19 protein-coding genes are annotated in these 26,322 nt (G+C 43.9%); 5 read left to right on the forward strand and 14 right to left on the reverse strand.

The genetic code is table 11. The features are described from left to right. Positions 1-70 precede the first annotated feature (70 nt). Positions 71-1,708, reverse strand: coding sequence for a glycoside hydrolase family 13 protein (locus AC4MRV_RS05980; RefSeq protein WP_491186514.1), 1,638 nt, complete (start codon positions 1,706-1,708; stop codon positions 71-73). Between the two features lie 148 nt (positions 1,709-1,856). Between AC4MRV_RS05980 and AC4MRV_RS05985 the strand changes: the two genes are divergently transcribed. Further along, positions 1,857-2,753, forward strand: a complete 897-nt coding sequence (locus AC4MRV_RS05985) for a LysR family transcriptional regulator (RefSeq protein WP_491186515.1) — start codon at positions 1,857-1,859, stop codon at positions 2,751-2,753. A 94-nt stretch (positions 2,754-2,847) separates the two neighbouring features. On the opposite strand, the gene malE is transcribed toward AC4MRV_RS05985, so the two are convergent. From malE to AC4MRV_RS06000, 3 genes are all read right to left on the reverse strand, one after another. Beyond that, a complete protein-coding gene (gene malE, locus AC4MRV_RS05990; protein WP_491186516.1) occupies positions 2,848-4,026 on the reverse strand; it encodes a maltose/maltodextrin ABC transporter substrate-binding protein MalE in 1,179 nt (392 codons plus the stop codon). A 185-nt stretch (positions 4,027-4,211) separates the two neighbouring features. After that, positions 4,212-6,065, reverse strand: coding sequence for a maltodextrin glucosidase (gene malZ, locus AC4MRV_RS05995; protein WP_491186517.1), 1,854 nt, complete (start codon positions 6,063-6,065; stop codon positions 4,212-4,214). Further along, positions 6,065-7,858 carry an alpha-amylase family protein gene (locus tag AC4MRV_RS06000; RefSeq protein WP_491186518.1) on the reverse strand — a complete coding sequence of 598 codons (1,794 nt, stop codon included), beginning with the start codon at positions 7,856-7,858 and terminating at the stop codon, positions 6,065-6,067. Before AC4MRV_RS06000 ends, malZ begins: the two co-directional genes overlap by 1 nt. A gap of 258 nt (positions 7,859-8,116) precedes the next feature. On the opposite strand from AC4MRV_RS06000, the gene AC4MRV_RS06005 reads away from it, so the two are divergent. Both AC4MRV_RS06005 and AC4MRV_RS06010 read left to right on the forward strand, forming a co-directional pair. Next, on the forward strand, positions 8,117-9,544 hold the full coding sequence (locus tag AC4MRV_RS06005; RefSeq protein WP_491186519.1) for a serine hydrolase domain-containing protein: 1,428 nt from the start codon (positions 8,117-8,119) through the stop codon (positions 9,542-9,544). 209 nt (positions 9,545-9,753) lie between these two features. Then, on the forward strand, positions 9,754-9,948 hold the full coding sequence (locus AC4MRV_RS06010) for a hypothetical protein (RefSeq protein ID WP_491186520.1): 195 nt from the start codon (positions 9,754-9,756) through the stop codon (positions 9,946-9,948). Between the two features lie 42 nt (positions 9,949-9,990). Here the strand turns inward: AC4MRV_RS06010 and AC4MRV_RS06015 are convergent, their stop codons facing one another. The 10 genes from AC4MRV_RS06015 to AC4MRV_RS06060 form a co-directional block, all read right to left on the reverse strand. Then, complete coding sequence (locus AC4MRV_RS06015) at positions 9,991-11,781, reverse strand: diguanylate cyclase (protein ID WP_491186521.1); 1,791 nt, start codon at positions 11,779-11,781, stop codon at positions 9,991-9,993. Beyond that, positions 11,774-12,940, reverse strand: coding sequence for a substrate-binding protein (locus AC4MRV_RS06020; protein WP_491186522.1), 1,167 nt, complete (start codon positions 12,938-12,940; stop codon positions 11,774-11,776). Before AC4MRV_RS06020 ends, AC4MRV_RS06015 begins: the two co-directional genes overlap by 8 nt. 239 nt (positions 12,941-13,179) lie before the next feature. Further along, positions 13,180-13,491, reverse strand: coding sequence for a helix-turn-helix domain-containing protein (locus AC4MRV_RS06025; RefSeq protein ID WP_491186523.1), 312 nt, complete (start codon positions 13,489-13,491; stop codon positions 13,180-13,182). Positions 13,492-13,871: 380 nt separating this feature from the next. After that, the gene (locus tag AC4MRV_RS06030) at positions 13,872-15,200 is read right to left on the reverse strand and encodes a DUF4397 domain-containing protein (RefSeq protein WP_491186524.1); all 1,329 of its coding nucleotides are present in this window, start codon (positions 15,198-15,200) and stop codon (positions 13,872-13,874) included. Between the two features lie 216 nt (positions 15,201-15,416). After that, positions 15,417-17,648, reverse strand: a complete 2,232-nt coding sequence (locus AC4MRV_RS06035) for a phosphotransferase (protein ID WP_491186525.1) — start codon at positions 17,646-17,648, stop codon at positions 15,417-15,419. 3 nt (positions 17,649-17,651) lie between these two features. Next, entirely contained in the window at positions 17,652-19,442 is a 1,791-nt protein-coding gene (locus AC4MRV_RS06040) for an ABC transporter ATP-binding protein (protein WP_491186526.1), read from the reverse strand. Beyond that, positions 19,442-20,599 (reverse strand): glycosyltransferase family 4 protein, encoded by a 1,158-nt coding sequence (locus AC4MRV_RS06045; RefSeq protein ID WP_491186527.1) that lies wholly within the window; start codon positions 20,597-20,599, stop codon positions 19,442-19,444. The genes AC4MRV_RS06040 and AC4MRV_RS06045 overlap by 1 nt, the downstream gene beginning before the upstream one ends. Positions 20,600-20,603: 4 nt before the next feature. Further along, a complete protein-coding gene (locus AC4MRV_RS06050; protein ID WP_491186528.1) occupies positions 20,604-21,797 on the reverse strand; it encodes a glycosyltransferase family 4 protein in 1,194 nt (397 codons plus the stop codon). Between the two features lie 26 nt (positions 21,798-21,823). Beyond that, positions 21,824-22,987: a glycosyltransferase family protein gene (locus AC4MRV_RS06055; RefSeq protein WP_491186529.1), complete on the reverse strand. Its 1,164-nt coding sequence runs from the start codon at positions 22,985-22,987 to the stop codon at positions 21,824-21,826. 218 nt (positions 22,988-23,205) lie between these two features. Beyond that, on the reverse strand, positions 23,206-24,345 hold the full coding sequence (locus AC4MRV_RS06060) for a DUF5666 domain-containing protein (RefSeq protein WP_491186530.1): 1,140 nt from the start codon (positions 24,343-24,345) through the stop codon (positions 23,206-23,208). Between the two features lie 87 nt (positions 24,346-24,432). On the opposite strand from AC4MRV_RS06060, the gene AC4MRV_RS06065 reads away from it, so the two are divergent. Together AC4MRV_RS06065 and AC4MRV_RS06070 are read left to right on the forward strand one after the other, a co-directional pair. After that, positions 24,433-25,101, forward strand: a complete 669-nt coding sequence (locus AC4MRV_RS06065) for a response regulator transcription factor (protein ID WP_491186531.1) — start codon at positions 24,433-24,435, stop codon at positions 25,099-25,101. Beyond that, positions 25,073-26,311, forward strand: coding sequence for a sensor histidine kinase (locus AC4MRV_RS06070; RefSeq protein ID WP_491186532.1), 1,239 nt, complete (start codon positions 25,073-25,075; stop codon positions 26,309-26,311). The genes AC4MRV_RS06065 and AC4MRV_RS06070 overlap by 29 nt, the downstream gene beginning before the upstream one ends. The last annotated feature ends 11 nt before the right edge of the window (positions 26,312-26,322 follow it).

The following is a 26,322-nucleotide window of genomic DNA, read 5'->3' on the forward strand; positions in this document are numbered from 1 at the left end:
GAGAAAAAGAAAGTGAAGGGTGGCGATAAGAAGATTATGAGCGCATAAATGCGCTCATAATGAATTAGAGCTAACTACCTAATTTAATTGAAAATGATTCGTATGGTGCTAATCGATAGGTATCGGGTAGCTTTGTGAAACTTTCAGTATTGGTTATCAGAGTATCGCATGTTTTACCAACTAAGTGCTCTGGCAGAGTGATTTCAAATGAGTCTCGACTGAAATTGTTGATCACGACGATATGCTCGTTGTCATCTTTCCTCTCATACGCAAATACCTTGTTATGGCTTTCAAGTAATGGAATGAAATCACCGTAAACGATCACAGGATGCGTTTTGCGTAGTTTGATGAGCTGTTGGTAATGATAGAAAATCGATTCGTTGTCTTCTAGCGCCTTTTCAACATTGATTTCTGGATAGTTAGGGTTCACTTCAATCCATGGAGTACCCTGAGTAAATCCACCATGGTTGGCGCTGTTCCACTGCATTGGCGTCCTAGCGTTGTCACGGCCATTTTCATGGATTGCACTCATCATGTGTTCATGGCTAATGCCGGATTGAGTTTTTACTTTGTAGAAGTTGAGTGTTTCAATGTCTTTGTATTGCTCAAGTGTGTCGAATGCGACATTAGTCATGCCGATTTCTTCACCTTGATAGATATAAGGTGTTCCCTTCATGAAATGTAATGTTGTCGCAAGCATCTTGGCCGATTGCACTCGGTACTCGTTTTCACACCCATATTTAGAGACGACACGTGGTAAGTCATGGTTGTTCCAAAACAGTGAGTTCCAGCCTTCATTTTTCAGCTCGACTTGCCATTTAGTCAGCACTTTCTTGAATTCAATCAGGTCTAGCGGCTTAGGTTGCCACTTGTCACCGTCTTGCCATGTCAGGGTGATGTGCTCAAACTGGAACACCATAGATAATTCATTACGTGCTGGGTTGCTGTAAAGTTTTGCAATTTCTGGTGTTGCTCCCCAAGTCTCACCTACCGTGAGTAAGTCCTTATCACCGAAGGTTGCATGATTCATTTTTTGCAATAGAGGGTGTAGTCTTTCACCGTTTCCAGTGATGCCTTTGTCTACCTCTTTACCAATTAGGTCGATAACATCGAGGCGGAACCCTCCAATGCCTTGGTCTATCCACCAATTCATCATTGCAAATACTTTGTCATGAACGGCACTGTTTTCCCAGTTAAGGTCCGGTTGACGTTTAGAGAAAAGGTGGAAGAAGTACTGTTGGTTGTCCTCATCCCATTGCCATGCACTGCCGCCGAAGATAGAACCCAATTCGCTAGGAGCGCTTCCGTCAGGGTTTGCATCGCGCCAGATGTAGAAGTCACGATATTCACTGTCTGGATTCTGTTTGGCTTCGACAAACCAAGGGTGCTCGTCAGAAGTGTGGTTAACCACGAGATCCATTACAATACGGATGCCGCGTTCACTGGCTTTTTCAAGCAGTTCACGCATGTCGTCCATAGTGCCAAACTCAGGGGCGATTGCCTGATAATCGGAAATATCGTAGCCGTTATCATCCATCGGGGATTGGTAGACTGGTGATAGCCACACAACATCGACGCCGAGATTTTCTAAGTAATCAAGCTTACTGATTATGCCCTGTAGATCACCAATACCATCACCATTAGAGTCGCAAAAACTGCGAGGATAGATTTGATACACGACACTGTTATGCCACCAACGTTGTTCCATCTTTAATACCTATTAAATGAAGCAGAATCTAACCGCGACTATACCCAACAATTAATGACAAAAATAATTGAATCTTTGAATTGAGTTATAGAAAAAATCAATACCAAACGCTAATCTGACTCGGTCAATCATAGCTGTGATATAGAAAATGGATAAACAATACCGTTATTTTTATGAGGTTGCTCGTCAAGGCAGCATTAAGGCCGCTGCCGACAAGCTTTTCATTAGCCAACCGTCACTCACGACGGCGATAAAAAAACTGGAAGAGCAGTTAGGTACGGAGCTTTTCATTCGTCGCTCTAAAGGTGTTGAGTTGACAGAGTATGGCTGGGTTTACTTCCGTTACGTACAAGAGGTGCAAGAAAAACATAGCCAAATGATGCACCAACTTTCCGATATGAAGCTAAGAAGTGGTGGTAAGGTGAAGCTTGGGGTTGGTGAAGCTTGGTGGGATTGCTTTGCATCTGAGGCAATCGAGCAGTTTTGCCAGCAGTATCCAGCGAGTTCAATGCATATTGAGTTTGGTAACGGCTTATCTATGCTACACCACCTAGTCAACGATGAAATCGACTTATTTGTAGGGCATGAGGTCAACGCCATCAATAGCCGCTACCGCGTCCGGTTTATCCCCTTGTTTCAAGAGTACGAAGCATGGTATGTACGACCTAATCATCCTCTGCTAGGTCAAATGGATATTGAAGAATCGGCGTTGAACTATCCGCTGTTAAAGGTGACGCCGGATCATGCTCGTCACGGTGATGTGCTGACGGAAGAGGGCGCAGAACTGTTTACGGTCGCAGCGCAAGAAACACGGGTGATCTATGAGCTAGACTCGCTTTCAGCAAGTATTGATATGGTGAAAATGAGTGACGCAATCATGCCCTACACAGCTAAAATGGTCGATCAGCTTGAGCGACGAGGTCTTGTGCCTCTTTGGTTAAACAAGGAACAGTTGGGTCAAGTGGGGATATACACTAAAGTAGGTGCGATAACAGAGCCCACATCAGCATTGATTGATCTCATCACAAAAAAAGCCGGAGGCTAACCTCCGGGAAATATCGAACAAAAGGACTTACCACTCGCAGCTGCCATAGTAGCTACGAGTGGGATCAATGAAATACAGTGGATTGATTGAGCTGTTAGTTGACTATCTGCTTAGCTGCGGTGTCTAGCGCTTCTTTCACGCTTTGCTTTCCTTGCATTGCATTGTCAATTGCAGCACCTTCTGCGAACCAGTATGCGGTCATTTGTGGAATATTTGGCATGATTTCGCCATTTTCAGCATTGGTCATCGTGGCTTTGATACGCTCATCTTTTTCGAGAACGTTTTGGAAGGTTTTTAATGTCACTGCGCCTAATGGTTTATCATCGTTCATAATCTTCAGAGATTCATCAACGAACAAGTAGTTCTCAAGGAACTCAACGGCTAAGTCACCATTTGGGCTCGCCGCATTAATGCCTGCACTTAGCACACCAACGAAAGGATTCCCTTTGCCACCGTTTAGCGTAGGCAGTACAGCGACACCGTAATTTACTCCCATCTTGTCTAGGTTGCCCCAAGACCATGGTCCGTTGATGGTCATCGCTGCTTCCCCTTTACTGAACGCGGCTTCTGAAACCGAGTAATCCATATCTGGATTGACGACACCTTGCTTGACCATATCAACCAGGAACTGTAAGCCTTTCAAGCCCGCTTCGTTGTTTACGCCAGTTTTAGCTCCGTTGTAGCCACCATCGACTTTCTCAAATGCGTAAGCGCCTCCAGATGAGATCATAGGCCAAGTAAAGTAGGCATTTTTCACATCCCACATAATGGCGGTCTTGTTTTGTGCCTGCATTTTCTTGTGGATCTCAGCAAGCTCTTCCCATGTTTTTGGAGGCTCAGGAAGTAGATCTTTATTGTAAATAAGGGATGGTGCTTCAATAGCCATTGGATAACCCATTAGCTTACCGTTGACAGTTACAGCGTCCCAGCTGAAGTCAACTAGCTTGTCTTTAAACTCTTGACTTGGATTGATCTCCTTTAAAAGCCCAGCTTCTGCGTAGCCACCAAATCGGTCGTGAGCCCAAAATATGATGTCTGGCCCCATACCTTTTGCTGCGACTTTCTCAAATCGTGCTTCTAATGATTCAGGGTGTTGGACGATCACCTTAACCCCTGTATCTTCCTCGAATTGTTTACCGATTTGTGCGAGACCTTCGTAGCTTTTGTCTCCATTGATCCAAATAGTAATCTCACCTTCGGTCATGGCTGCGACCGGGCTAGAAGCAAGTACAGCAAGCGTAATAAGAGAAAGAGGTTTCACGAACTTTTTCATTGTTATCAATCCTTGTCATTAGGTTATGCCCCAATTTAAACCCAGTGCATATAAAACAAAAATAGATAATCAGTAGCTTGGTATAGTTATAGGCTATATCAAAGTCGGTTTAGAGCTCTATATATAACAAAAGCGGCACAATCGTTTTATTGTGCCGCTTATATCAGATTAAATTATTGTGAGCTTTAGCAACTCTGTTTGAGAGTGAAAACCTCACTGGATAAAGGTGGTAGCGTTACCTTGGTACTACCTTTGTTCATAGCTAAGGTCTGCTGGCTAAACAGAGACACTAAAGTAAGATCGTCTACTGCCATTTTCCATAGTTCGATTGGGACGGTTTTGGTCTTCTCCGTCAGGTTAAAACCGCAGATAACCACTTCGCCCTCGAACTGGCGCCCAAAAATGAAGCAGTCTTCGTCATTGTAAAGAGGGATGTAATCCCCCTTCTGCAGGGCAGGGCTCCCTGTTCTGAGTGCAATGAGTTGTTGGAAGAATGGTAGGAACGGGCTATGTTCAACTTGCTCCCAAGGCATGCAGCGACGATTATCGGGGTCATGGCCCCCTAATAGCCCCAATTCTGTACCGTAGTAAATACATGGTGTACCCACGTAGCTAAACAGCAAAGTGGCGGCAAGTTTGAAGAGGCGAGGGTCATCTTTAACTAACTCTAAAAAACGGGCTGTGTCATGACTATCGAGTTGATTGAGCTGGCTCAATTGGTTTGCCCAGGGTACCTTAGCTCGTGCTTCTGCTTGCCAATCAAGAAACTCATCGACAGAGATTTGAATTGGATCAAATGAGATATCAAGCTTGGCGAGTAATGCTCGGACGGGATGAGCAAAGCCATAATAGTTCATTGCGCCATCTTCTTGATCACCTTGTAGCCATTGAGTAGCCTCAAAAAAGTGTTCACCTAGAACGTAGCAGTCCGGGTTAACAGCTTTGGCGGAGTCTCGGAATGCTTTTACATAGTGGGCATTGTTATGAGCCCCTTCTCCTTCGCCAAGCATATGAATTACATCGAATCGCCAACCATCGATCTTGTAGGGTGGTTGAAGCCAATACTTAATAACTGCATCTTCACTTTGATAGATGTAGTCACGGATTTCAGGATGTTTAAAGTTGAGCACGGGGAGAGACTTTATACCTTTCCAGCCCACATACTCTTGGCTATCACTAGTAAAGAAGTAGTAATCTCGATAGGGCGAAGAAGTGCTTTGATATGCTCCAATTTCAGGGTGCAAGCCTTGTAAGTTAAACCATGGGTGATCGGTTGAGGTGTGATTAAACACAGCATCGAGCATGATTTTCATCTCTCTTTGATGCAGGTTGTCACAGAGCTCGGCAAAGTGTTGGTTGGTACCTAAGTGCGGATCAACCGCCTTATAGTCTGCGGTATCATATTTATGGTTGCTCGGCGCAGTGAAAATAGGGTTTAGATATAACGCAGTGATACCAAGCTCTTGAAGATAATCGAGTTTGTTTTCAATGCCGTACAAGTCTCCACCATAAAATTCGCAGCCACCCAACCCATTTTGTGTATCGACGGGCTCTCCCCATTTTTTGGCCACGACTGATTTTGTGCCACCAGAGACTTGATATTCATTGTTTCGAACACTGATCTCGGGCTTTCCATTGCAAAAGCGGTCAGGAAATATCTGATAAAAAACTTGCTCAGATACCCATTCTGGCGGTTGATGACAAGCATTGAGTTTGAAATGCGTTTCTCTACTTGGTACGCGCGGTTGAATACATTTGGCGTCGAGCCAATACTGGCAGTTTCCAACTAACAACTTAAATACGTAATGAGTTGTTGCTCGGTCACTGTTAAGTTCAAATTCAGCTCGCCAATAATTAAGAAAATCTGTTTCTCCGCAGTGGATCATGTCGACTAAGTACTCTTCATTATCGGGTTCATGGCGAAGATATATTTTGTCGAACTTGGTCGCTTTTTCAGTAGCTAACTTAACGGTTAAGGTGTTGCCTTCTCTTGTTACCCATTGAGAAGACTGCCCATGGTAAATAAATGGAAAGGGCATCACTGTTGCTCCTCTTGAACAAAAGGTTGGATCTCGATAAACAAAGTTGCGAGTGGTGGGAGGTCTACCTCTATGCATCCACTACCGTCACTTACCTTGAGTGTGTAACGGGTGTCGTTGAGCAAATCTTGGCAAGGGCAATCGCCATCGTTTAGTGCCCAGTGTTGAACGAGTGAATGCGGAATCTGGAGAGTTTGAGATCGTCCGTGTTGGTCACAGAAATTGGTGGCAATGATGACTTTTTGCTCTGAGCATGAACGAGCAAATGTATAGAGCTTGTTTTGCATATCGCCAAAGTGTTCGAAATTGGCGGCATACAAGTCATGGTATTCTCCGCATAACGCAGGGCTTGAAAGTGTCACGTTGAGAAGCTTTCTGTAGAAATTACGTAAGTGGGTTTCTGCGTCACTCAGCTGTCCACCATCAAATAGACCGTTGTTTGCCCATCGTTGATGGTGGGGAACGCCAATATAATCAAAGATTGATGTGCGCGAAGGTGTACCAAACCCGGCATACTCTGCACCTGGTTCCCCCACTTCTTGGCCGAAGTAGATCATGGTTGGGGCACTCGATAAGCATGCAGATACGAGCATGGCAGGTTTACCGTTCTCGCCACTTCCGGCAAACTCAGGTGAGGCAATACGTTGTTCATCATGGTTATCGAGAAAGTGCAACATATGATGCTCTATGTCCTTAAGTTCATGCTGGATGCGGCCAATTTCTTTGCTAGATCCGCGGTCTTGAATGATGGCTTTTAGCGAGTCGTATAGATCAACTTTGTCGTATAGATAGTCCATTTTTCCTAACTGAATATAATCTCGATATAAGTTAGGCTGGTACACTTCTGCCATCAAAAAGGCATTAGGGTTAACGTGTTTGATCCATGAGTTCATGTAACTCCAGAATTCGACAGGGACCATTTCCGCCATGTCGTAACGAAAGCCATCAACGCCATGATCAATCCAAAACAGAGCTATATCTCTGAACTTTATCCATGAATTTGGGACAGATTTACTTTGCCAGAATTCATAGTGCTCCTGGTGCGTTTTATATCGATACTCATCGGGGAGAGTATCGAAGTCTTTGCTTCCATCGGGGCGAACACCGTAGTTTATTTTTACTGTTTCATACCAATCATCAAAATTTGGCTGAGCGAGCCTTGAGCCATTTCCAGTCCATTTAGCCGGAAACTCATCATAGACGGTGTCTAAGAGAGGGTGACGTTCTCCTCCAAGCGGAGGTTGACTGCTGAGGTCTTCGGGTAGTTGGAAAGGTTGCCCCGGAATATAATAAAAGTTGTTGTCACGAGAGTATTCAATGGACGTGTCGTCTTGAAAACCAAAATCTTCTACACCGTCGGGGTTGTTAAGCCCTTTGTATACGCGTGCAATGTGGTTTGGCACTATGTCGATGATCACCTTCATGTTCGCTTGGTGGGTACGTTCAATTAGCTGATAAAACTCTTCATTGCGCTGGCTTGGATCATCTGCGAGATCTGGGTTGACGGAGTAGTAGTCTTTAACCGCATACGGAGAGCCAGCGCGCCCTTTAACGACACTTGGGTGATCATTTTCAATTCCGTAATCTTGATAATCATTGATCAAGGCGTGATGCATCACTCCGGTATACCAAATGTGGGTAATACCAAGTTGTTGGATCTCATGCAGCGCTTTATTGGTGAAGTGGCTAAATTTACCGACACCATTTTCTTCAATGGTACCCCATGGCTTATTCGTAGTATTGGTGTTGCCAAACAAGCGGGTAAACACCTGGTAGATATTAGATTTTTTCATTTGGAGAGCATCCTCTCGTTTCAACGTTTTTTGCAGGCTAAAACATCACATCGTCTCGCTACTCATCCTTATGCCTATATTTTGGGGGCGTAGAGAACAAAAATGTGATTTGGCCAGAATAATTTTCTTCGGGGCCAATCTCTTTGGTCATTGTACTGAATGCGTAATCGATCGCATATTGATAGCAATTATCACTGTGCCTAAGTTTGGTTTTATAAAATAAGCCTGGTAATTGTCTTAAATGTGGAGTTTTTATCTATGTTTTTATCAGGAAAGAAAGCAAAGATTTGGCTTGCTTGTGGTTTCATGGCTCTCGGTTTGTTTCTTCCCGCTATCTGTGGCGCTGTTGATACTCCCTCCAATGCTCATTTAGGCACCTTTCTCGCGAATCAAAGTTATGGGCACTCCATTCAGGTAGAACGCATTGACGGGGTGGACTATATCGCGTCTGCTTGGGGGAAAGCGCCTGTGGTGATCTCTTCTAATGGTGAGTTTACGTCGATTTATGATGATGTTGATTTGTCGGGTAAGTTCAATCGGCTAGAAGAAGGTTTATTTCAAGCAGGAGAACTGAGGTACCAGAGTTATCAATATACTTTCAATCGAATACCTACTCTGGCGGGGAAGAATCGAGTAAGCAAGCTATTCGATTTGCCCTACATGATGACGCCCATTGGCAGTGAAGAGTGTCAGGACTGGGAGTCAGATGACAAAGTAAGCTTTGATAAAGAGACCATAGAAAAGCTTGTGCGTTTAAGTGGGGAAACCGGTAACCCTTATCAATATACGACCAGTTTGCTGATTGCAAAGGATGGTAAGCTGGTTGTCGAAGAGTACTTGAATGGCTGGGATGCAAACTTTCCTCACACAATTCAGTCTATCAGCAAAAGTATGACATCATTGGCAGTTGGCGCTGCAATTGGCGAAGGTTTGATTGAAAATGACCAACAGACGCTGACAGAGTTGATGCCAGCCTATGCTTCTTTATTACAAGGCGACAAGGCGAAAATTACACTCGCTCATATGCTGATGATGGGCGCGGGTTTGAAGTGGGATGAATGGGCTATTTCGTATGAAAACCCAAATAACCCAAGGTCAAAGGAGATGGCAAGCCTTGACCCAGTTACTTTTGTTTTGGATAGAGAGCTTGAAGCAGTACCGGGTGATAAGTTTCGATACAACGGAGGGCTCGTGACTGTAGTTGGAAGTCTTCTTGCTCAAAAGGCGGGAGTAAGCAACTTTGCAAGCTATTGGCGACAAAGTCCGCTGGCCGCAGTATGTTTGACCAACGCTTACATGACTATCCAAAACCGAGGAGTCACTAATTCAGCTGGCGGCGGTTTGTTACGCCCAAGAGACATGCTAAAAATCGGTCAACTCGTTGCTCAAGATGGGGTTTGGCAAGGTAAACGTTTGTTACCTGAAGGGTGGATAGATCGCTCTACTACTCCTTATCTTCCGGCAGGAAACCATGATTATGGTTATTACTGGTGGCTGGATGACGCTGAAGTCAATGGTGTTCACTATGATGTGGTGTATGCACTCGGCTTTGGGGGACAAATGATAGCCATTGTGGATGCGCTCAACTTGGTAGTTGTGAGAACTGCCACAAGTTTTAATTCTCCTACTCCTAATCAAGCGATGATGCAAGAGTACATTATTCCTGCCTTTACAATGCAACAATGAGTTAATTGACCCATATAATTATGGATTCAAGCTCACAAATTGACTAATCGGTGAGCTTGTTTTTTGATATGGAATTGGTTGTAAATCTATATATTTCAATAAATTAACATGTTTGAGAGGTTGGGGTGTGGTTCTTTCGTTGATTTTGACAATAATTCGTTCTTTTCTAACCTTAATAAGAACAACGTCAGATGAAAAGGAGAACATAAATGGCGACATTGAGACAAGATATTCCAAATCGTGTAACGGTTTATCACGATGATCTTGAACAAGAGAAAACGCTGAAGAATGCGATGCTTCCTGAAAAGCCGAGGTATTTTAACGGCTCACCAACCTATCAAGCTGGAAGTATTGATGAGTTTAAATCTAAACTCGATCAAATTGGCTTATCTATTGATGTGTAACCACCAGAATAATAATCGGCTCGCCTGGTTGGCGAGCCTTTTTTATTCCACCACAATTTGGTTTCTGCCATTTGCTTTGGCCTGGTAAAGAAATCTGTCAGCGTGAGCAAGTGCTTGGTTAAACTCTAACTCTTTGGGCCAGTCGACTATGCCAATACTTACAGTGACAGATTGGCTATGGCTAGAACAAAGCTTTTCGGCTAGCTCATCCTCAACTCTAATCCTAATGCGCTCGGCAATATGACTAGCGTCAGAGAGTGCGGTTTCTGGTAACAATAGGGCAAACTCTTCACCACCTAAGCGGCCGAATACGTCTGCTTCTCTTGTTTCTTTGCTCACGGCATGACAAAAGGCGATCAACACATCATCACCAACGGCATGCCCGCATGTGTCATTGACCTGTTTGAAATGGTCTAAGTCCATCATGCAAATGCAGCAAGATGCGTTAAGCCTTCTTAGCTCCGCTGCACTATCTACAAATGCGCGACGATTAAGCACGCCAGTTAAAGGGTCTTCACGTGCCAAACGCGTTAATTGTGACTCTTTCTGTTTGATCTTCGTTGCCATATCGGAAAATGCGTCAAAGAGGTCACCAATTTCATCGTCGCGAACTTTATAGTCGGTATCGGCTTGTCCAATCCGAGATAATTTCGATATTCGGCGTCGTAAATCTGAAATAGGGGAGGCAATGTAGTGAGATAAATAGAAACTGAGGCCAATGAACAAAATGGCTGCTAATGCCAAGTATAACGAAACCTCACGAACCAGCGTTTTGTTTTGCTTTTCTATTTCTTTTTCTGAAACAAAGACGACTAGGGTTACGCCTTGACTATCCGTTCTCATGTTGATGTTGTCGTCAAAGACTAGGTGTTGCTCAACATTGATACCGATCGGTTGATTGATCATGACTCCTCCCAGATCATTACGAATAGCAGGGCTAATGGTTGAGTTAAGCCCGTTTCGTTGCAATTTGTCTAGTCGCATGTAGTTGGAGCTAGAGAGTGATGTCAGGCCATCATTCCTAACAACAAAGACGTCAACGTATTCGAGCCCACTATCAGTGAGAGAGCGTTTTATATCAAACAATTGATTTTCTATGAGGGTTCGGTCAAGTACCGCAGTGTAATAACCAACCAGTTCTTTTTCACAGTTGATCAGTGGACGCGAGTAGAAATAGGTTTCGTTGTCAAATATTAACCCCAACCTAGTTATCACGTCAGTGGTTGAAAGATTAACGACTTGTTTAGGTAAGTTTTGCTTCCCTCTTAACTTGTTGAGCTGGGAGCTCAAGTCTCTGCTAGCCTGGGAGTTCTCTTCACCGTGCCCTTGGAGGTTAAGAAGCTTTTCTTGAATGCTTTTCTCTAACGCTATGTTACGCGGGTAGTTTAACCGCCATTCCTCATATGAACTTTGCAATAGTGAAATGACACTGGGTGGCAATACTCGCGCATTTTTTAGGTCTTGTCGTAACACGTAACGGTTACTTTTATTTGCAGATAAATGAAAGTTAACGACTTTCCCTGTCAGGTCCGTGACGACGAGTGCTGAGAAACCGTTGGTAAAGCTAAGTGCGTTAGAAGACAGTTCAGTTAAAGATTGCGATGGATCTCTGCAGAATGAGATTGCACTGCTTAAGCGATCAAATTCTGCAAAACGGCCTTCAATATAGTGGCTAATTTCGTTTGCTCCTAGTAAGGCTGAAAGCTGACTAGACCGGAAGATGTGGTCAAGAGTCAGCTTCTGCTTAGCTTCAAAGTAGGCATAGCCAAATCCGAGAATGCTAGCGGCCAAAGGCAATAGAATGAAAAATACTTTAATACTGAGCTTAGTCATTGCTTGGAGTACGACGCTGATCTCTAGGGCTAATGGTACCAAGGTTTTTTATGACGGTGAGTTGATCTTCCTTGAACTGCGCTAGGTACATTGGCAGATCAAAATGATGGTCTTCTCTTACCGTAAGCATAGAACTCCCGCGATACAGCGTTGTATTGGGCAGTGCATCCAATAGTTTTTCTCGGTCGACTTCTCCGATTTCCTCCAATGATGCTGCGAGCAGATAAATTAGGTCGTAGTGAGCTTTACTGGAATAGGTCGCGACCGCGTCTTCGCCGAATTTTTTTTGGTAATTATTAACAAACGCTTTTGCTTCTGGAGTTTCTAAGCTGTTGAAGAAATGAAGGGCAGTTAGCACGCCATCTAAAGAGGCGGAATCCAAATTAGCTAGATAGGTTTCATCTGCTGCGAAAGCAACAACCTGAATTTCTCGTTCAAAATTAAAGGACTTCATTTGAGACAAGAAATTGAAGCCATCGCCTCCAGGTAAAATGAGCATTAGGCTGTTTGCACCTGATTGCTTGATTCGTTCGAATACTGGCGAGTAATTACCAACGCCAAAGGCGGTAAACTCAGTATTCTCGATTGTGCCTCCATGTTCTTCTACCGATTCGATAATGCGTTCTGACATTCGATGGGGCCAAATATAGTCGTAGCCGAAGATATAGAATTTATTACCCACATTTTCGATAAGGTAGGGCACGATGGGTTCAATGTAGTGTTCGGGGATAGTGCTGTAGCATACGAGATAGCGGCTGTAGTGGCGTCCTTCGTAGTCGATACCATAAAAGAGCGGTGTTTTGAACTCCTCAGCGACTTCCGACATGGCATAGCGAGAAGCGCTGCTTACTGGACCAAGCAATGAAAATACTTGGTATTGCTGAATAAGTTCTCGACTAAACTTGACGCTTTTGGCTGGGTTCGTTTGATTGTCTCGAACGACTAATTCGATAGACCGGCCGAGAACCCCGCCCGCATTATTGATTTCATCAACAGCAAGTTGAGCTCCGCGCAATGATTGTTCGCCATAAATGGCGAATGTGCCGGTGAGTGGCAAAACCACTCCAATTTTGATACTACTTTTCTCTGGTAAACAGCTGGTGTTGAGTAGAGCCAGCAGAGAAAGAGTACAACAACGTAAGACTCTTCTAATGTTCATGTTATTAAGTATTTCTTATAGTTTTTAAGGCCATACTTATAGTCTAGGCCAAGTCAGCACAAAGATAAGGCATGGGAGAGCTTTGGGAGTAAATCTTGTTGAGAAATTGATTCTTGGCCCAAACCTCGCTTGCCTCAGGAATGTTGCTGGGCTTAGCCATAACTAAAGGTGTATAGAAATTGTGCAGTGCTACTTTTTGATGTCTGAGGCAAGAAGATTGCTCATGTCACATAAGTAAACTATTTGGCTAAGTGGTAAGAGTCGATAAAGTCGAGTATTTCTAGTTTTGTTACTGTACTTTGTCCAGAGACACTAATGACAATCTCCGCCAATAGGTCATCTTCACAATAGAAATAGGCGACAGGTGCATTGAGTACCTCAGATATACGCTTAACCGTTGCGTAATCTGGAGCATGTTTTCCCGTTTCATATTGACTGATTCTTGCACTTGCGCCTGCCGGCTCCATCCCTAGCTTATTTCCCAGTTCTTCCTGGGTTATTCCTTGTTTTTTTCTAATGTATCTTAGCCTTCTAGGTAATGGGCTAGTCATTCAATTGGCACCTCCGTAATAAAAGCATGGATATATTAACCTTATAGCATTAGATAAATTACTAAGGAATTTTTAGATCCCGCGTCTTTGGTTGATAATTTCGTTTAATATGAAATAACTTTACATGACACTATATATTTAACCTTAAACCAAATTAATATCCATATTTATTACTGTGAAAAATATCATGTAAAAATCAAAATCTATATAAATTAGTACTTTAGTGCTAGCTTTGTGCGATTTTTTGATGTGGTAGAGAGCGATAAAAAAAGGTGAAATGGTTATTTCGTTTAGGCATAAAAAAGGCTGGCAGTAGCCAGCTTTTTTATATTAATAGGCATTTGTAGGAAACGTCCTAATTTTAAATTGCCTATATCTCGTTAGTCTGTAATGGTTGAAAGCAATAATCCAAAACCTGTTGGAGTTTCATCAATAGCAATCGCTTGATAGACCGTCGCATTATTAAGTGTGGCAAATACAGGCCCAATGGCCGGTGTTTTTGTTCCTGTTGGAGTTATGGTTACATAGTAATCGCCTGCTGCAACGTAAATACCTTGCTCATACTCTTTGAAGTCGAAATTGGTTATAGCTGGAGAGGCTGCTGAAATGTCTGTTGATGCAGTGAGGTAGACATCAACAGTCGATGCCGAAGGCGCAGCGTGAATCACGTTAAGTACCGCACTAGTCGCGACTGGGCGTCTTTCTGTTTCAATCAATAAGGCTTCAATAGTCGCGAGTTTGTCTACGGCGAATACTGCATAATCAAGCCCTTTATCAAGAGCAATGTCTTGAGCGTCAATAACAAGTGTTCCAGGAGTATTATCTGGGTACACCCCAATGTCGTAAGTCCCACCAGTGATAGCTGTATATGATGACAGGTCTTTGAAGTCGAGATCAGAAATCGCTTCAGAACCATTTAGAGACACATCTACCCTAGGTGCGTCGCTGACTAAATGCCCGACTTGAATCTCTGCGCTTTCTGATTCATTGAAAATAGTTGAAAAGCTATTACCATCTAAAACGAGCAGTTTAACTGGGGCGCTGCCGTCGCTGTCCTGGTTTGGGATTGCCGCGATAGTCAACTCACTGTTTGCCGCTAAACTGATTGTGCCCGAGTCGAAAGCCACGGTTTTTGTTCCGGCTAAAGTTAGTCTAACCTGGTAATCCCCGCTTGCAATATTTAGTACACCAGTTGCATCTTTAAACGCTAAGGTATCTAGAGCACTAGCGCTGTTAATGTCTGCGCCAGGTGCAGTTACATAGAGGTCTACATCCGGTACGCCAGCAGAGGCATGGACGACTTGGACGTCTAAAGTAGAGGCGTTAGCCTCACCTTCAGCAGAACGTTCGACTACAAGAGCTTCCACTGGGTTACTTGAACCAGTGTCGGCTTGTCCAACAACAAAAACAGTGTACTTGTTGTCTTCATCTAGGTAGAGCTTAGTTTTAGGAATAACGGTTGTCGTTGTTCCGCCCGGAAGTTGAACTTCGACTTCAATTCGGTTGTATCCTGCATCAACCTCAAGGTATCCAGAACCTACGCCATAATCGACCCCGACTAAAGTTGGTGCATTATTAACCCAAACATTTGCTAGAGGTGCATCAACAGTGGCATGTACTGCTTGAAGGGAGCTGGATTCGTCATCGTCATTGCAGCCAATCAGAGCAAAGCAAGCGGTCGCTGCTATAGCACTTAATTTTACATTCATTGTATTGTCCCCATCCCTGGCCATGACTAGATCACTGCCAGAAAAACGTAATTAGATTTTGTTTCAACAACAAGTGTTGAATTTACTTACTTTGTCACCGCCTCAACCCATTTATGAGGCAAATAGGCGGTCATCAGGGACTAGTCCAAAGTTCAATACCTGATACGCTGCTATTAGAAAGACGATCAATCAAAAGTGAATTGATGACGATTATTTTTACTGGCCGAAGTTTAGGATTTGTTCTTCGCAAAAAGAGACAATTTTGTCAGTGAATGGTTGTCGCTGGGGGATTCTGTCACTAATGGCTATGTGACGAACTAGAGTGAGCAAACGATAGATTTCGATATCTTGCATTGCTTCTTTGTGGCCGCAGAGGAGAAGGTATCGGTTTACGAACTGTTGAATGTTATTTTGTGCGTAGAATGGGTTATCGTGTAATCGAAGACACTGCTCTTGGATATGAGCGATAAAATTGCCTATATCGAGGTATGGAGACCCAAAACACACAAGGTCGAAGTCGATCAGATAGATTTTTTCACCATCCCACAACACTTGATCATGATAGAAGTCTCTATGGATAGGCCTGATAACCTCAGTGTTTAATGGTGAACACAAGACCGTACATGCTTCGAGTAGCTGGTGGAGTCGCTGTGTTAGGTCAGGCCTGTGGACGATAACGTGTGCGAGATTGGTCCTAAGAACCTCCAACTCTTTTTCAACAGAATGTTCTTTGTTTGGCTGTAATCCAGTGTTATGAAGCTTGTAAATTGCAAGTGCAAGATGTTGAGGAAACTCGGAATTGGTACTTTCACAAAATGGAGTGAAGGCTATCTCTCCATCCACTTTTAATTGAAACCAAGCGTTAAGGTTAGCCAAAGCGAAGAGCGGTTTGGGTACCTGAATGTTGTCATGAGCCTTATCATCAAAACCTTGATCGTATAGCGTTTTCTGAATCTCCCAACTGCGTTTGTCTAATCCTTTCGCTCGTACTTTCCCGATAATTGTGGTCTCGTCGCCTGCATCAACTGTGTACTCTATTAAGGCTCTTTTGTCTGCTTTGAAACGAGCCAAAAATGTCTGGGTTATTGGGTATTGTGCCACCACATTTGAGTCACACTCCTGCTGGACAATATTGGCATCTAAACAACGGGCAATTAATTGGCGGAATGTCCACTTAGGCTCGCTGACATGCGATTCTACTAAGTTTATGAATGTTTCGGTCAGCAATCGTTTGGAGCTGGTTTGCCAATTGGGTAACCCAAATCTAAGTGGATGATAGATTAACTGGAATACGCCAATAGCAAGGAATAGACTAACCTGCTCTTGATCAACCTTTCTTTCTCCTGAATAACCATCCAGGAATATGCGCTTCACTTTGTCAAAGTTGCCCCTTGAGAGTAAACCTATTTCTGATTTGTAAAGTAAGTGAGAGAGAAAGTTCCCCAAATCAAATGCGCTAAACCAGCAGCTTAAATTATCAAAATCTAGGAACTCAGCGCCGTCAGAGGTAATTAAGACTTGCTCAGCATAAAAGTCTCCGTGAATAAAGCATTTCTCTTTTTTTTGGTTAGAGAGACGACGGGCGATCTCGTGGGCCAGCCAAAGAGCGAGATCGGTTTGTTGTGGCAGTATTGTACTGATGGATTTGGCATGTTGGCGAAGCAAGTGGGCAAAATGAGAGGCTTTAACTCGAGGGACTTTTTTCGACAGTGGACGCATATGAAATTGCGCCAGTTTTTGCCCGCAAATGTAGTAATGCGTGAGGTGTTCTGCATCCATTGGATCTTGTTGATGGAGCGGCTCACCATCGACCCATTCGTAAATCAGCATACAATGCTTGTCGCTTTTCCCTAGGATTTTTCCAAAGGGGCTGTGTGGACGCTTTAAGTAGCTGACATTCAAACACTGATAGCGCTGTGGTGTGTAGAGCTTAACCACTGCGCGCATACCATTTCCTAGGGTTAGTTTCGCGACAAAACGTCTTTCGGGTTTGTATTGCAGCGGTGTCAGTTGGGTATGCGTCGTGTTGTGTGGTGTGAAGAATGAACGCTCTAGAAGCTGCTCTCTTTGTTCTGGGTCGACTAAGCGTTCTAAGGCGGGTAATTGAGCATCAAACGGGTAACGATGAATGACTATGTTATGTTGAGTGTCCGTTCTACAATGAGTTTGAGCAAGAGAGGAGCTGCTTTGAATCTTTTGCTGGGCTTTTTCTACTTTTACTCTTTCTGAGAATGCTTTTAGATAAACCAGATGATGATGCTCATTTTGCTTAACTTGGTACAAGCATAAGCAACTGCTGGTGGGTTTATACCTTAGGTATTCGCGCTTGAGTTCTGTAAGGCAATCCCAGCCTAACTCGATGCTTAACAAATTCTCTAGAGACGACCTTTCAAAAAGAAGGTCAATACCGGGAATACTAGTGTCTTTCGGCTTTTCCTGAGAATCCATTGCCTAGTTTGCTCCATAATGTAAATGAGTGTCAGAGGAAAGCGACTCGGACTCTTTGGCAGCAATCAGCTGACCATTTTGTACGCTTACCTGGATGTCACATAACTCTGCACATTGCTGACGATGAGTGATCCAAAAAGTGGTTTTACCTAAGGATAAGTCATAGAGCGCATGACTGACAGATTTCTCGGTTTCTGGGTCAAGGCCAGTTGTCGGTTCATCGAGTATCAATATTGGATTGTTCGTGAGCGCGGCACGGGCGATGGCGATACGCTGACGTTGACCCGCTGATAGCGTTACTCCTCGCTCGCTCACATGTGTTTCATAGCCGTTAGGAAGTGATTGAATGAAATCATCGATCTTGGCGAGCTGTGCTGCTGTCTTAATCTCCTCTGCGCTAGCGCTAGGCTTCGCTATTGCAATGTTGTCACTAATGGAAGCAGAAAAAAGAGCGGTTTCTTGCATGACGACTGAGAACTGATTTCGATAGCTCTCGAGCGTAAAAGTGCGAATATCTTGCCCTCCAATGCTTACTTGGCCTTTGCTAGGGTCGTATAGTCGAAGTAACAGTGAGATCAGCGTTGATTTACCGCTACCAGAAGTTCCGACAATGGCGACTCGTTTTCTATTTGGTATGTGGAGGTTGATATGGTGTAGGGCAGGCTTAGACTCTCCAGGATAAGAAAAGCTAACGCTACTGAACTCGATATCACCATTTAGCCGGGGGGCTGTAAGCGCATTAGGTAAATCTGTAATGGCGTGTTCTTCATCCAGCACATTCAGAACGCGCTCTCCTGCTGCGGAGGCTTTTGCCAAACGAGCCGTGTATTTAGTGAAGTCTCGAATTGGACGAAACACGCGGCGAAGGTAGTAAATGAATACGATGAGTCCTCCAGGGGTGAGGTGGCCGTTTAATACTTCGATAGAGCCAAAGGTCAGCACCAGCGCAGTCGAAATTGCCACTAAGATTTCGACTGTCCTCTGTAAACTTGCCACAAGTTTTTTGCCTTTCACTCCTTCTTTTAGGCTTTTGCTGTTGGCTTGGCGAAAGACATCACCGAATCGCTCTTCAATTTTAAGCGCTTGTACGGACTTAATAGCTCCGATGGATTCAGCAGCCGTTGCAGCCATGTCGCCTTCTCTTTTGCGATTTTTTTTGGCCACCGTGTGTATATGTTTGCTTTTATTCAAAGTGACAAGCCAAAGAATAGGAAGAGGAATTAAGGATATAAGAGCGAGTTGCCAGTTAAGCCACAACATCACAGATAGGATCAGTGAGAAGATCAACCCACTACTGAGCAAGGGCACGATGGCGGTCACTGAGACTTCTTTTATCATCCCCATGTCACCGATCAAACGAATAACCAGATCACCACTGCGCTGCTTTTGATGATAGAGAACGGATAATCCTTGCAGGTGAGTGAAGAGCTTTTCTCTTAGGCGAGTGATGACATGATTGCCTGCAACCGCCATACAAATCGTCGCTATGTACGTGACTGCTGCCCGAAGAGCAGTAATCACAACAAGAATGACAGCAAAAATGACTATGTACTCAATGGGAGAGTAGGACGATAAAGGGGCAAAGTGTTCTTTGCTATCTGGGTTGGATATGACTAATCGGTCGATAATAAACTTCAGTGGCCATGGCTCAACAATTCGCAGTAGCGCTTGGAGAAACAGGCAAAAAAAAGCCAATCCAATAATCCCGCGCTTCTCCTTAATAAACGGACGAGTATATTGAGCAAATTTCAGTAATCCGGGTAAGCTTTCTTTGAGTCCCTTAGGGCGTGCCATTAAGCCACCTTAGATACGCCAGCAAGCGATAGGATATCTTTTACTCTAAGCGTCCAGCTATGCTTGCTCTCTGCTTCCAATCGAGCGTTTTTTCCTAACCGCTGGCCAATCGACGGGTTGTGTACCAGATAAGAAAGTGAAAACACGAGTGTCTCAGGGTGTTGCGCATCGTAAAGTAACCCAGTTTCGCCATGAGACAGGATTTGACCTATTTGTCCCATGTTGGATGACACGGTAGGTAAACCGGCTGCCATATATTCATATATCTTTAGAGGCGAGAAATAGAAAGAGGACTGTTCAGGATACGGGGCAACAGCAATATCCATTCGTTGGTAATAATCTGGTATACAGTCGGGGGCTACGGCTCCTGTAAATGTGACTGATTGGGCAATGTTGAGTTGATGCGCAAGCTGCTCAAGGTTTTGTCTTTCAGGCCCGTCACCAACAATAAGTAAGTGACACTTCGGATGCATGTTAAGCAATAAAGCAAAGGCTTCTAAGAGGTGATCTACTCCATGCCAAGGTTTTAGGGTTCCAACGAATCCAATTGTTGTGCCCCCATTTGGGGTATGTTTCCCGCTCGCGCACTGAAACTTATCTGTGTTAACACCGTTGGGTAGGACATGCACTTTCCCTCTAGTCTCGCTGAAACCTTGTAAATAGTCGGCAACTTGCTGCGATACTGCAATGATTGTCTGAGCGTGGTCGAAGCAGAGCTGGGAGATATAGTAGGCAGAATGCTCATCATAGAGTGAACGGTATTTTTTTTGTTCCTCAATTAAAGGCGCATTGACTTCTAATATGGTGGGAAGGTTATGTTTATAGCCATAGCTCATCCCTGCGTGAGACCAGAGCGAGTAGCGTTCATAGATGAATTCGTAAGGTGCGTATTTAGTCAGTTGATGAATTGTTTGTTCGTTGTCTCGTATATCTGACTGCTCGCGAAGGTGCCTGTCGTTTATCTTAGAGTGCTTTACTCGATGGAACTCGATTGAGGAGAGATCTTTTGGACAGTTATCGCCAGTTGCCGCGGCAAACAGGGAGAGTTCATGTCCATGGCCTTTCATCGCTCGAACGACCTCTTGAATGTGTAGAGAGCAACCTTTACTCCCGAAAGCGGGTACGCCTCTATCTGAACATACATAGGCACCTTTCATGATTTTAACTCCGTTTCCACGTGTGGAAGTAATGCCGCAAAGCTTGGGTATTGATATCTATATTGAAATACTCGTCGATCTGACGTCTAGCGTTGGCTGCTAATCTTTGTCCTAGCTCTGGTTCATCGAGTATCCGGCTAATCGCCTTAGCAAGATCATCTGGGTTTCGTTGAGGGACCATCAATCCAGTGTTGTTGTCTTGTATCACTTCAGGAATCCCCGTGACATCTGTTGAAATGCAAGGCGTTCCCAATGCCATTGATTCGACTAATACCGTAGGTAAGCCGTCTTGGTTATTATCGTGTCCAACCACGCATGGGGCGACGAATACCGCTGCGTTAGACAACTTATGCTTGACTTGTCCCTGGGGCATTGGGCCGGATAGCTGTACGTGCTGGTGTAAATCGTATTGTTCAATCAAGGAGTTCAGTAGCCCTTTTTGGTCGCCAGAACCGATGATCTCGCAACGAAAAACAACGTCTTGATCTCGTAAAATAGCGCAAGCCCGAATGAGATCGTCAAACCCTTTTTTTTCTACTAGTCGGCCGACGGCAATAATCTCTCTTGGTCGTTCATCATATGGAGTTGTAGGAAAACTCTCTAAATCCAACCCATTGTATATGCGGAATAACTTCCGACTATCCACACCAAGGTTTTCAATAAGGTAGTGGCGGTTAAACTCGCTGACGGTGATGGCAAATTGGGTGGCATCAAACTTTTTCTTCAACTGCGTGAAATCGTTGTCTTGGTGGAAGATATCCTTTGCATGTGCGGTGAAACTGGAAGGGACTTGGCAAAGCTGAGCTGCTATTTGCGCCACGGTAGTTGCAGTAGTCGCGAAGTGAGCGTGGATGTGGTCAACCTTATGTTTATGCAGGTGCAATGCAAGTTCTAATGCTTGCGTTATCTCTCTCGCGCTAGCTTTTGAGTGCTCTCCTAAGACCTGCCATAACTTGGGGTATACCTCGGCTGCGCGTTTCTGTAGTTCCCAAAATGTGCTGGCGCGCTCGGCTTTACTGGATAAATAAGCCACCGGAGCATCGACTTTGGCGATGATATCCTGAAAGTGAGTATCTTGAGGAGGCAATAACGCGTAGATCCTTACTTTATCACCAGCTCTTTCATGAGCGAGGATTTCGTTGACGATGAAAGTTTCCGAATATCTTGGATATCGTTTTACCACATAAGCCAAATGCATAACGCAGTGTCCTTAATCAACAAATACTAGAGGAGATAAGAGAGGATTTTGTCTTCGATAACGTACATTCCGCGCCGGTTAACCTCCTTGGTTGGATACGTTGCTCTTTTATCGAAGAGTAATAAATGCATCCGCCGCAAAAGATCGTTTGGTGTCATTTCTTCTTTATCTAAGTATTCAAACTTACCTTTACCGCTCAGCTTTTGTGCGCGAATTAACTGCTCTTCTACAGGTACTGAACGTGGGATAAGAATTGCTGGAGTATTACAGCTCATCAATTCGCAAACGGTGTTATAGCCTGCCATTGAAATGACCAAATCGGCATTGCTAATCAGTGAGATGAAGTCAGGGTTAAATCTTTCTACTGTTGTGTGTTTATGCTGATTAGCTTTGGATGTGAGTCGGTCTGCAGTTTCATCATCCATTTCCGGTCCAAGCACAATGTGATGATGTAAATGCTCTGGAAAGTCAGCTATCTCCAAAGTGTTCAAGTACGTATCTATTAACACCTCTCCGTCGTTACCGCCTCCCACCGCAATAACAACTTGTTTGCTGGATTCTGTTGATTCAAAAGGGGAGGGGATGAGATCTGTTACAGGTTTAGAAAGGTAACCGCAGAAGCTCGTCTTGCTCTTTACCGTTGAGGGGAAGTCATACTCCTTAGGTAAATCAAATACAGATTCGTCACCGACAACTAACACTTCATCGTAGTGCTGTTCTATTGTTCGGTGATATTGATGTTTTTCCCATATCTGTTTCGTTTTGGTGGGGGAGTCTAAGATATCTCTAAGTAGCAGTATGAGATTACACTTACTACATGTATCACAGGCATTAAAAATTGGGCTCAGCTCTCCAGACAGGCCAGTTGGCTTTTTGTCGATTAAGCATAAATCCGGTTTAAATTCATTGAACGTACTGAGGATCAATTGGGCGCGCAATGATTTTAGCTGGGAGGGCTGAAAACATTTGAGTCTGGGCTGGTACTCTCCGCTCATATCGCGGCTTAAACAAGGCAGTTTTACGTAATCGATTTGAGGATGCGTGCGAAACGCGTGATACATTGGAGAGCCTGTTAACAGCAAGATAAACAGATCCCGATGGCGATTAACTAAGAATGAGGCAATCGCAACCATTCGACGAATGTTTCCGAGCCCATAGCTATCATGAGAATAAAAGAGAAGCTTTTTCATTCTTGAACCCACTTGCATAAGAAACGTACCAATTGGATTTTAAATTGGCTGAACTAATACTTTTGTATGACTGAAAGTATAGCCATGGATTCGAATGTTAGTGAGTTCTAATGTTGGATTTGTTTTAAGTGTATAATTGTAAAAGTGATTTTATTTACACTTTTATCATTAACTTGATTGAGAAAAAGCCGCTGTTAGTAAGCGGCTCATCTGTAAGTTTAGTCGTCAGCGCGTTCAATTTCGCTTGCGTAATACTGTTGATTGATCAACTTTGCTTCAACTTCGATACGTTGATTGGCCAAAGTCGCGAACGTGAGTTGATCGTCATATCGCGTGGTTGAGTTGGTAAAAACCGTCACTTCTTTACCAGCATGGATCATAACAAAACGGTTTTCTTCTTCATTAAGGTCAACAACGTTTCCTTCTAGGTCGATCTCATTGTTGCTCCAATCGCCGTCGTGATCCGTCTCGAACTGAATTTCAACAGCAAGTTGATCCGACCCTTGACGCTGGCTCGTTACTTCAATTTGTTCACCAGCTTTCAAGTTTTCACGTGTACCGTCTTCGAAACGGGTTTTACTCGTTACGACAAACTTACCGCGGTAGTTGAGTTCAAAGGATGAGTAGTCGTTCGCAACCCAAGTTACGACACCTTCTACTTCTGTGCCATTTTCGAGCTCGTTGTAATCTTCTACATCGATATCTGTCGCTTGAAGCGTACCTGACACCATAGAACCTTCGACTTCCACCCACAAGCCATTCGCCAGTTCGTGGTGGTCATCGCTATCACTTGCTGAGTAGTCAACATTAAGGTTAGCGCCCAAAGTGAAAGATAAGCGGTTGAGATCTAGGTTGTTTACAAAACCTTCAACTTCAACCTCATTTGGTGCTTCACTGCTTTCAAACGCTACCACAGAAAGAACTTTATAGCCTGCATCGGCTGTTGGTAGGCTTGATACCATTACCCAATCCCCGTTTTCAACATCACTTTCTGGTAATGAATCAAACGTTAGAGAGATGCCATTCACTTTGAATGACGTGCCGTTGATATCGCTAATTTGGCCAACGATAGTCGGCTCTATTTCGACAGTGACAGAAGCACTTTTCGCTTGGGAACCAGAAATTTCAACCATCATATTAGGCTGTAGAGAGGTTCTTGTGAGAGAGCGATCTTTATACTCAACGCGTGATACTTTGTAGTGACGACCATTTACTGTAATTGAGTCGCCTTGTACAGAATCAATTGTACCTTGGATAGAGAATGATTCAGTTTTATTAGCGTCAGAATCACTGCCGCTACCGCCGCCACAACCAACTAGTACAAGACTCACAAAAGACGCTAATGCAAACTTTTTCATCTAAGACCCTTTTTTGACATTCGTATGATAGATTCGGGTGTATCCTAGCGCCCTAAACGTGAAGCACTCGTGAAGAAACGTGAAATTATGAAAATTTTGATAGTAGACGATAGCCACAACGTAACTGAGACCATCGCAGATTATCTTGAACTCGAAGGTATGACCATAGATTGCGCCTATCATGGCGAAGCTGCGGTTCAATTGGTGGGACGTCATCATTATGACGTCATTATCATGGATATCATGATGCCTAAGGTCGACGGTATTACTGCGGTGAAAAAGTTACGTGAAGAGTTGTTTTGTAACGCCCCTATACTTTTTCTCACCGCGAAGGATAGCCTAGATGACAAGGTTGCCGCGTTTACAGCTGGTGGGGATGACTACCTCCTAAAGCCCTTTGCATTGGAAGAGCTTAGTTTGCGTTTACATGCGTTAGCTAGCCGAGGCCCAAGGCAAGATGTTGGCAATTTGAGTTTTGCTGACATTGTGTTGAATACCAAAACCAACGAAGTCGTTCGCTCGGGGAAAGCGGTCAAGCTTAGTGGTATCCAACTTAAGATTATTAAAGTGTTACTTCGCAAGGCGCCAGGGATTGTTAGTCGTAATGAAGTCATCTCGGCAGTTTGGGGTGATGATGAACCTAGTAGTGATGCTCTGCGAAGTCATATTTATGGCTTAAGAACAGCGTTAGATAAAGGTTTTAATGAAACAAGGCTGGAGACGATTCATGGAAAAGGGTATCGAATCAAAGCATAACACTTATCCGAGCATTTACCGCAAGATTAAGCTTAGTTTTGGACTGATGACATTAGTCATGTTTGGCGCTTTTTGGACTGTGATTTATTTAGCGGAAAATCAAATGGAGGTGATTAGCCTTCATCACTGGCTTGATACTGAAGCTACTCGCTATGTGACCGATTACAAAAACTATGGTGACAGAACTGTTTTGCCAAACCCGGCAGAGTTTTCGACCTATTTCAGTTCGCAAAGTGTTCCTGGGTGGCTGTCTCATTATGTGAAGCCAGGCTTTTACGAATACTTACTTGGGGCGGAAGACAAACACTTTATCGTACTAAATAACCCTTCCGGCGATGGTTTGATGTACATCGTTTTCCAAGACGATGCTGATGACTACTTAGATGAGTATGAGTGGACATTGCACAACTACACTTTGCTATTAGGTGGTTTGATTTCTATTCTGGTTGTCTTTTACGCCGTTTATGTTGTCCGGTCGCTATCCAAACCGCTGAGTAGTATTGAGAGAAAAATTGGCCAAATGACACCGGGCGCGCCGACATTTGATATCGAAAGTGCTTACGCAGAGACACGTCATATAGAGCAAACACTAGTCGATGCCAAAAATACAATTTCTGGGTATTTTCAGCGCGAAAAAGAGTTTAGTCGATTCGCTTCTCATGAATTAAGAACGCCAATCATGGTGATTTCGGGCTCAGCTGAGTTGTTAGCGAAGGTCCCTAACCACCCCCCAGTCGCTTATAAAGCGATCGCAAGAGTTCAGCAAGCAACAGAGCAGATGCGTGTGTTAACGGAAGCATTTTTGCTGCTAGGTAAAGAGACGATAGAAGAGACGCATTTTGTCGATAACGAGCTTTGTAATGCTCTGCAACAGCAACTCGATGAGATGGCACCACTGTTTACTAAGCAGGGCTTAAGTTACCAACTTACTGTTCAAGGCTCCTTCTCAGTCCACGCGCCGGAGAGCTTTGTTTTGATTGTTATGAATAATCTGATCAAAAATGCATTTAGTTATTCGATTGACGACATTGCGTTAGACTTGTCCAAGAGTCGGCTAACCATAAGTAATCACCATGACGGTAACGAAACTTACAACGCAGGGTATGGCTGCGGCTTGGTGATTGTTGAGCGAATTTGTGAACGTATGGGTTGGCGTTTTGATACCCTCGACGATGGGCGACAGTTTATTGCTCACGTTCGCTTTAGTTAAACATAGCGCGC

The sequence above is a fragment of the Vibrio sp. genome (genome assembly GCF_984391705.1).

Bases quoted from the DNA above. Each gene is read 5' to 3' on its own strand.
- malE (WP_491186516.1), bottom strand. From the start codon at position 4,026: ATGAAAAAGTTCGTGAAACCTCTTTCTCTTATTACGCTTGCTGTACTT.
- AC4MRV_RS06055 (WP_491186529.1), bottom strand. From the start codon at position 22,987: ATGAAAAAGCTTCTCTTTTATTCTCATGATAGCTATGGGCTCGGAAAC.
- AC4MRV_RS06060 (WP_491186530.1), bottom strand. From the start codon at position 24,345: ATGAAAAAGTTTGCATTAGCGTCTTTTGTGAGTCTTGTACTAGTTGGT.
- AC4MRV_RS06065 (WP_491186531.1), top strand. From the start codon at position 24,433: ATGAAAATTTTGATAGTAGACGATAGCCACAACGTAACTGAGACCATC.
- AC4MRV_RS05980 (WP_491186514.1), bottom strand. From the start codon at position 1,708: ATGGAACAACGTTGGTGGCATAACAGTGTCGTGTATCAAATCTATCCT.
- AC4MRV_RS06070 (WP_491186532.1), top strand. From the start codon at position 25,073: ATGGAAAAGGGTATCGAATCAAAGCATAACACTTATCCGAGCATTTAC.
- AC4MRV_RS06020 (WP_491186522.1), bottom strand. From the start codon at position 12,940: ATGAACATTAGAAGAGTCTTACGTTGTTGTACTCTTTCTCTGCTGGCT.
- AC4MRV_RS06000 (WP_491186518.1), bottom strand. From the start codon at position 7,858: ATGAAAAAATCTAATATCTACCAGGTGTTTACCCGCTTGTTTGGCAAC.
- AC4MRV_RS06015 (WP_491186521.1), bottom strand. From the start codon at position 11,781: ATGACTAAGCTCAGTATTAAAGTATTTTTCATTCTATTGCCTTTGGCC.
- AC4MRV_RS06035 (WP_491186525.1), bottom strand. From the start codon at position 17,648: ATGGATTCTCAGGAAAAGCCGAAAGACACTAGTATTCCCGGTATTGAC.
- AC4MRV_RS06025 (WP_491186523.1), bottom strand. From the start codon at position 13,491: ATGACTAGCCCATTACCTAGAAGGCTAAGATACATTAGAAAAAAACAA.
- AC4MRV_RS06045 (WP_491186527.1), bottom strand. From the start codon at position 20,599: ATGAAAGGTGCCTATGTATGTTCAGATAGAGGCGTACCCGCTTTCGGG.
- malZ (WP_491186517.1), bottom strand. From the start codon at position 6,065: ATGCCCTTTCCATTTATTTACCATGGGCAGTCTTCTCAATGGGTAACA.
- AC4MRV_RS06030 (WP_491186524.1), bottom strand. From the start codon at position 15,200: ATGAATGTAAAATTAAGTGCTATAGCAGCGACCGCTTGCTTTGCTCTG.
- AC4MRV_RS06010 (WP_491186520.1), top strand. From the start codon at position 9,754: ATGGCGACATTGAGACAAGATATTCCAAATCGTGTAACGGTTTATCAC.
- AC4MRV_RS05985 (WP_491186515.1), top strand. From the start codon at position 1,857: ATGGATAAACAATACCGTTATTTTTATGAGGTTGCTCGTCAAGGCAGC.
- AC4MRV_RS06050 (WP_491186528.1), bottom strand. From the start codon at position 21,797: ATGCATTTGGCTTATGTGGTAAAACGATATCCAAGATATTCGGAAACT.
- AC4MRV_RS06005 (WP_491186519.1), top strand. From the start codon at position 8,117: ATGTTTTTATCAGGAAAGAAAGCAAAGATTTGGCTTGCTTGTGGTTTC.
- AC4MRV_RS06040 (WP_491186526.1), bottom strand. From the start codon at position 19,442: ATGGCACGCCCTAAGGGACTCAAAGAAAGCTTACCCGGATTACTGAAA.